This window comes from Marinomonas algae (genome assembly GCF_047525555.1).
GTDB lineage: Bacteria > Pseudomonadota > Gammaproteobacteria > Pseudomonadales > Marinomonadaceae > Marinomonas.
Genome location: NZ_JBLIXK010000011.1, coordinates 109,598 through 116,954, shown reverse-complemented (window position 1 = coordinate 116,954; position 7,357 = coordinate 109,598). Strand labels below are relative to the sequence as shown.

The 7,357-nt window shown below is 42.7% G+C and carries 7 protein-coding genes; all 7 read right to left on the bottom strand.

Annotated elements, in window-relative coordinates; translation table 11 throughout:
- Window positions 1-175: 175 nt before the first annotated feature.
- Window positions 176-472, bottom strand: coding sequence for an integration host factor subunit alpha (locus tag ACMUMQ_RS13720; protein ID WP_414682539.1), 297 nt, complete (start codon window positions 470-472; stop codon window positions 176-178).
- 4 nt (window positions 473-476) lie between these two features.
- The gene (pheT, locus tag ACMUMQ_RS13715; protein WP_414682538.1) at window positions 477-2,861 is read right to left on the bottom strand and encodes a phenylalanine--tRNA ligase subunit beta; all 2,385 of its coding nucleotides are present in this window, start codon (window positions 2,859-2,861) and stop codon (window positions 477-479) included.
- Window positions 2,862-2,883: 22 nt separating this feature from the next.
- Window positions 2,884-3,879, bottom strand: a complete 996-nt coding sequence (pheS, locus tag ACMUMQ_RS13710) for a phenylalanine--tRNA ligase subunit alpha (RefSeq protein ID WP_414682537.1) — start codon at window positions 3,877-3,879, stop codon at window positions 2,884-2,886.
- 128 nt (window positions 3,880-4,007) lie between these two features.
- Window positions 4,008-4,364, bottom strand: a complete 357-nt coding sequence (gene rplT / locus ACMUMQ_RS13705; RefSeq protein WP_024023333.1) for a 50S ribosomal protein L20 — start codon at window positions 4,362-4,364, stop codon at window positions 4,008-4,010.
- A 46-nt stretch (window positions 4,365-4,410) separates the two neighbouring features.
- Complete coding sequence (gene rpmI / locus ACMUMQ_RS13700; protein WP_317004231.1) at window positions 4,411-4,605, bottom strand: 50S ribosomal protein L35; 195 nt, start codon at window positions 4,603-4,605, stop codon at window positions 4,411-4,413.
- A 63-nt stretch (window positions 4,606-4,668) separates the two neighbouring features.
- Entirely contained in the window at window positions 4,669-5,214 is a 546-nt protein-coding gene (gene infC / locus ACMUMQ_RS13695; protein ID WP_414682544.1) for a translation initiation factor IF-3, read from the bottom strand.
- Window positions 5,211-7,148 carry a threonine--tRNA ligase gene (gene thrS, locus ACMUMQ_RS13690; protein ID WP_414682536.1) on the bottom strand — a complete coding sequence of 646 codons (1,938 nt, stop codon included), beginning with the start codon at window positions 7,146-7,148 and terminating at the stop codon, window positions 5,211-5,213. The genes infC and thrS overlap by 4 nt, the downstream gene beginning before the upstream one ends.
- Window positions 7,149-7,357 lie beyond the last annotated feature (209 nt).

Sequence of the window (7,357 nt, the reverse complement as noted above, 5' to 3'; positions counted from 1 at the left end):
CTTGATCAACAACTGCCAATTTAAAGGCGAAGGAATAGTCTCTCTGTGTACGCTTAGGTGTTGTAGTCATTGCACTCTCCAATTGAAGTATTGAAAAGTGACAACCTTATTTAGGACGGGTCAGCCCCAATAAAAAAGCCACCTTAAAGGTGGCTTTTAAAAGAGAGAAACTAAATCACTCTTGCATATAATCTTCTACTTTTGACTTAAGCTTTTGCCCAGGTCTAAAAGTAACAACTGTACGCGCTGTAATTGGGATCTCTTCTCCCGTTTTTGGGTTTCGACCAGGTCGCTGACTCTTTTCACGAACTTCAAAATTACCAAAGCCCGATAACTTCACTTGCTGCCTTTCAACAAGTGAATGGCGTACGACATCAAAAAAACCTTCAACAAGATCTTTTGCGTCCTTTTTACTTAGACCAATAGTATCTACTAAATTTTCAGCAAGATCCGCTTTTGTCAACGATCCCATAAATCTATCCCCTTACAACGGCTCCCAACTGCTCAGCCAAGGCTGTTACAGTCTGTTCGACAGAGTTGTTTACTTCTTCATCACTAAGAGTGTGTGAAGGATGCTGCCACGTCAAGCCCAAAGCGACACTTTTTTTCGTTTCATCAATCCCTTGGCCCTGATAAACATCAAAAACCAAGACATTTTTGAAGCCTTCCCCTGCAGAGCTAACAATCACTCGCTCTAGCTCACTGACAGGAACAGACCTATCAACAAGTAAAGCAAGATCTCGACGAACCTCTGGGAAGCGAGAAACCGCTTTGTATTCAGGCAAAGTTGCATTAAGCACTGCGTTCAATGCAATATCAAATACATAGATAGGCTGATTCGCCCCTAATGTTTTAGATAGTTGCGGATGAAGCTCACCCATAAGACCAACAAACTGACCGTCAATATAAATATCAGCCGAACGACCTGGATGCAGGAACTCACACGCTGAACGCTCATAAGTTGGCTGACCGCCATTATTTAGCTCAAACAACGCCTCAACATGCGCCTTCAAATCATAAAAGTCTACTTTTTCACTACCGTGATACCAAGCTTCAGGGTGGCGACTACCAGCAATAAGACCAGAAATCTGTTGCTGTTGATCGAGGTCTTCTAACGCTTCTACAGAACCAATAAAACGACGCCCAGTTTCGAACAAACGAACACGAGACTGTTGACGGTTTTGGTTATATAAATACGCTTTCACAAGCCCAGGAATCAGACTTGGTCGCATTACACCCATATCAGCAGAAATTGGATTCTCTAAAGGTACGGGCTCAATCTCTGGTAAAAATTGCTTACTAAGCACAGGATCAATAAAACTGTAAGTTACAGCCTCTTGATAACCCTGAGATACCAAGGTCGCACGTAAAGCTTGAATTGGTGTTTTACCTTCTGACAAAGGAGTGAAGTTCACCGCTGCCTGAGGCATAGAAGAAGGCAGATTGTCATAGCCATAAATACGCGCTACTTCTTCAATCAAATCCGCTTCAATCGCAATATCAAAACGATGAGACGGTGACTTAACAGTCCAAACTTCGTCATTTACTTCAAGCATTTCCAAACCAAGGCGTGTCAGAATATCTGTCACAAGCTCTTTTTCAATGGAAATCGCTAAGTATTGATCTAGCTTTTTACGGCGCAAAGTAACAACGGCCGCATCCGGAAGAGATGCTTCATTCACCGTATGGGTTACTGCACCAGCTTGTCCGCCAGCAATTTCGAGAATCAAAGCCGTAGCACGTTCAATTGCTTTCTCTTGCAGACTTGCGTCAACACCACGTTCAAAACGATGGGAAGAGTCTGTATGCAAACCATAAGAGCGCGCTTTACCCGCCAATGCGATAGGAGCAAAAAAAGCACTCTCTAGGAAAACATCTGTTGTTTCAGCGTTTACACCAGAGCCTTCACCACCCATAACACCGGCAATGGCTAATGGCGCTTTCTCATCAGCAATCACCAATGTATCTTCACGAAGAGAGATTTCTTGGCCATCTAGCAAGACGATTTTTTCGTCAGCCGCTGCCATTCGAACAACAATTGATCCAGACAAATTAGCCAAATCAAATGCATGCATTGGTTGACCCAATTCAAGCATGACATAGTTCGTAATGTCGACAATAGGATCAATCGAACGAATTCCGCTTCGGCGAAGTTTTTCAATCATCCATAAAGGCGTTTGTGCTGTGACATTAACACCACGGATAACACGTCCTAAATAACGTGGACACGCTTCTACAGCATCAACACGAACGGGGAATGTGTCTTCGATAGCGACATCAACAGCCACTATATCAACAGGTGTAAGGTCGACTTTATTTAACACACCTACTTCACGTGCTAGTCCGGCTAGGCTCAAACAATCACTTCTATTTGGCGTCAGATCAACATCGATAATTTTATCATCAAGACCTAACACCTCACGGAAATCTGCACCTGTCGCCAATGACAAAGGCAATTCCATAATACCGTCATTGTCATCACTCACACCTAACTCAGATGCTGAGCACAACATACCAAAAGATTCTACTTGGCGTAGCTTAGCTTTCTTAATCTTAAAGTCAGCCCCTAATACCGCGCCGATTTTTGCAAAAGGAATTTTAATTCCTGGTCGTGCATTTGGTGCACCACAAACGACTTGAAAAGTATCTGTACCGTCTGACACTTGGCAAACTTGAAGCTTGTCAGCATTCGGATGTGGATCCGCACTGATAATTTCACCCACTACCACACCAGAAAATTCAGAGGCAACAGGTAGAACCTCATCAACTTCAAGACCAGCCATGGTTATCTGAGCCACCAAATCATCACTACTGATGCTTGGATTGACCCACTCTCTTAGCCAATTCTCACTGATTTTCATAAAAACATCCTAGATCGACTGGTTACTTGAATTGCTTAAGGAAACGTAAATCGTTTTCAAAGAACATACGAAGGTCATCCACTTTGTAGCGCAACATAGCAAAACGCTCGACACCCATACCAAAGGCAAAACCAGTATATTTTTCAGAATCGATCCCAGACATCTCAAGCACTTTAGGGTGGACCATGCCACAACCCAATACTTCCAACCAAGATTCCTCACCTTTACTGTTTGTACGCATGATGTCGACTTCAATAGAAGGCTCAGTAAAAGGGAAATAGCTAGGACGGAATCGAACCTTTAAATCATCTTCAAAGAAGACATTCAGAAACTCCTGCAGAATTCCTTTCAAATCAGCAAAGGAAATATTCTCATCAATTAGCAAACCTTCTACTTGATGGAACATCGGAGTATGCGTCTGATCTGAGTCACAACGATAAACCCGACCAGGACAAATAATTCGGATCGGTGGCTGCGTTTTTTCCATCGTACGTACTTGAACAGGAGATGTATGCGTTCTCAGTACGGTAGTTGGATTAAAATAAAATGTATCCTGCATAGCGCGCGCAGGATGATGTGCAGGAATATTTAACGCTTCGAAGTTATGATAATCATCTTCGATTTCTGGACCTGCCGCTACATCAAAACCAATGCCACGGAAAAACGTTTCAATACGCTCCATGGTTCTAGTGACTGGGTGCAAACCACCCACTTCCTGCCCTTTTCCAGACAGAGATATATCAATCGTTTCGTTAGCAAGCTTGGCATTTAAAGCGGCTTTTTCTAGACCAGCTTTACGCTCAGTAATTTTTTCTTGAACTTGCCCTTTGGCTTCATTCACCATTTGGCCAAACTTTGGTCGTTCCTCTGCAGAAACATTACCAAGCTGTTTCAACAAAGCGGTAAGAGCGCCCTTTTTACCTAAATAATGTACTCGAACATCATCTAGCGCGGACTCACTCTCAGATGCAGCTACTGCGCTTAACGCATCAGCAAGAATCTGCTTTAGGTTCTCCATTTATACACTCCAAAAAATAAAATAGGGGAAGAGCGCTAGCTCTTCCCCTATCAAAGACTGCATTGAGTTACTCGTTCTATTAAGACGGAATCTTTCAAGATCGACTCACTCTAAGGCTACGTCAGAAATTAAGCCAAGCTTGCTTTCGCTTTTTCAACGATAGCAGCAAAAACTTCTTTCTCGTACACAGCTAGGTCAGCCAAAACCTTACGGTCAATTTCGATTGCAGCTTTTTTCAAGCCAGCAATGAAACGGCTGTAAGATAGACCATTGATACGTGCAGCAGCGTTGATACGAGCAATCCACAATGCGCGGAATTGACGTTTACGCTGACGACGGTCACGGTACTGATACTGACCAGCTTTGATGACTGCTTGTTTAGCTACACGAAATACACGGCTACGTGCACCGTAGTAACCTTTAGCTTGCTTTAAAATCTTCTTGTGACGGCGACGAGCCTGAACACCACGTTTTACGCGAGGCATAATATAAACCTTATACTAATAAATTAATAAACTAAAAAATTGGGACTTAAATGTATGGCAACATGCGTGTGATTAACGCTTTGTCGCTAGCAGCGATGCTCTTCATTGCACGAAGATGACGCTTACGCTTAGTCGATTTCTTAGTCAAAATGTGACTAGTATGAGACTGCTTATGTTTAAAACCATTCGCGGTACGTTTGAAGCGCTTAGATGCGCCACTGTGTGACTTAATTTTGGACATGATAAAACCACTCTCGCATTCGTTAATGTTAATGTAATTTTTTAATAGCTAAGCTATTTGAAATTACTTCTTCTTTTTGGGGCCTAGCACCATAGTCAATTGACGACCTTCCATTTTCGCAGCTTGCTCTACTGCACCATATTCCTCTAAGTCTTGAGCGACTCGATTCATAAGTTGCATACCAAGCTCCTGATGGGCCATTTCACGACCACGATATCTTAATGACACCTTAGCCTTATCCCCGCCTTCAAGGAAACGTATCAGGTTGCGGAGTTTTACCTGATAATCCCCTTCCTCCGTCCCTGGACGGAATTTCATTTCTTTTACCTGAATCTGCTTTGCATTTTTCTTTTGAGCCGCTTTTGCTTTCTTCAGCTCAAAAATATGCTTACCGTAGTCCATTATTTTACAAACAATTGGATCTGAGTCAGTAATTTGCACTAAATCAAGGCTTGCTTCTTGAGCAGCTTTGAGCGCTTCCTCAATCGAAACAACACCAATTTGTTCACCATCAGCCGCGATTAAACGTACTTCGGTGGCGCGAATGTTCTCGTTGATTTGAGGACGCTGCTTGTTAGCGGCACGCCCACGATTAGTATTACCTTTTATAGCTCTATCTCCATTTCTTGTTTACGGCTACGGCGAGCAACTTCTGCGTGAAGCAAATCTTCAAAATCAGAAATACTCATCACTCCAAGATCTTCACCTGTTCGAGTTCGAACGGCTACTTGTTGTTGCTCAACTTCTTTATCACCAACAACGATCATATATGGAATTCGTTGAATAGTATGCTCGCGGATTTTAAACCCGATCTTCTCGTTTCTCAAGTCAAGTTTTGCTCTAAAGCCACTTGAGTTCAATCTTTTTTCCAAATCTGCACAATATTCGGCTTGTCGATCGGTAATATTCATGATCATCACCTGTTCAGGCGCCAACCAAAGTGGGAACGAACCTTCCGACTCTTCGATTAGAATACCGATAAAGCGCTCAAGAGAACCTACTATTGCACGGTGTAACATAACAGGCGTTTGACGCGAACCATCTTCCGATACAAATTGCGCACTCAAACGAGTTGGCATTGAGAAATCTACCTGAATCGTACCACACTGCCATACTCGGCCAATGGCGTCTTTCAAAGAGAACTCAATCTTAGGACCATAGAAAGCACCTTCACCTGGCAATTCTTCCCAATCCAATCCTGCTGCATCTAACGCATCCGCCAACGCTTTTTCTGACTTATCCCACACCTCATCAGAACCAACGCGCTGTTCAGGACGAGTTGAAAGACGATAAATCACATTATCAAAACCAAAATCGGCATACACTTCATGCAACAAACGAATAAACTCAGATACTTCACTCTGTATTTGGTCTTCTGTGGCAAAAATATGACCATCATCTTGTACGAAATTACGCACACGCATAATACCGTGTAAAGCACCAGATGGTTCATTACGGTGACAAGAGCCAAACTCCGCCATACGGAATGGCAGGTCTCGGTAACTCTTTAATCCCTGATTATATACTTGCACATGACATGGGCAGTTCATCGGTTTCACTGCGTAATCGCGGTTCTCCGAATGCGTTGTAAACATGTTTTCTTGATATTTACCCCAGTGCCCTGATTTTTCCCAAAGAACACGGTCAACAATCTGTGGCGTTTTAACTTCTTTGTAGTCATTATCAAGCTGTTTCTGACGCAAATATTGCTCAATAACTTGGTATAGGTGCCAACCTTTAGGGTGCCAAAAAACCATACCTGGCGCTTCTTCCTGAACATGAAAAAGGTCCAGTTTTTTACCTAATTTACGGTGATCTCGCTTTTCAGCTTCTTCGATTCGAGTTAGATATGCTTTTAACTCTTTCTTGTCATTCCACGCTGTACCGTAAATACGCTGCAACTGTTCATTATTAGAATCACCACGCCAGTAGGCACCAGCCAGCTTCATCAATTTAAAATGACGTAGAACACGAGTATTAGGAACGTGAGGACCACGACACATATCCAAATATTCTTCGTGATGATACAAACCAACCTCTGTTGTTGATTCATCCATATCATCAATAAGGGAAACCTTGTAAGTCTCACCACGCTCAGAAAACAACTGACGAGCTTCAGCAACCGGTGTCATTTTCTTAACAACATCGTAATCCGTTTTCACTAATTCAGCGATGCGTTTTTCAATTGCGGCTAAGTCTTCTGGTGTGAAAGGACGTTCGTACGCGATATCGTAATAAAAGCCTTCACTAATCACAGGCCCTATGGCCATCTGCGCCGTTGGATACAATTGTTTTACTGCGTGCCCAACAAGGTGAGCAAAAGAGTGACGAATGATTTCAACACCGTCTGAGTCCTTCCCCGTCACTATGCTTAATTCAGCATCATCAGAGATTAATTCACACGCATCAACAAGTTGTCCATTAATACGCCCTGCTACCGTTGCTTTAGCAAGACCAGGGCCGATATCTTCGGCAACTTGCATAACAGTAACTGGATTAGAAAAAGAGCGTTGGCTGCCATCAGGCAAAGTAATTACAGGCATTTTATTCCCCTATCGGAGTCAGTGGTGCTCCATACTAAAGAGCACATGTAAATTTCAGCGCATAACCTACCATTTTTCTATTATTCATGCGAATTAAATTTAAATAAGACTTTTTAGTGCATGTAATGGTCATCTATAAAAATCAAGCCTTTTTTCTCCTTTTCAGGCATAGACATTCTCTGTACTGAGAGTAAAATTGCCGTCCGTTT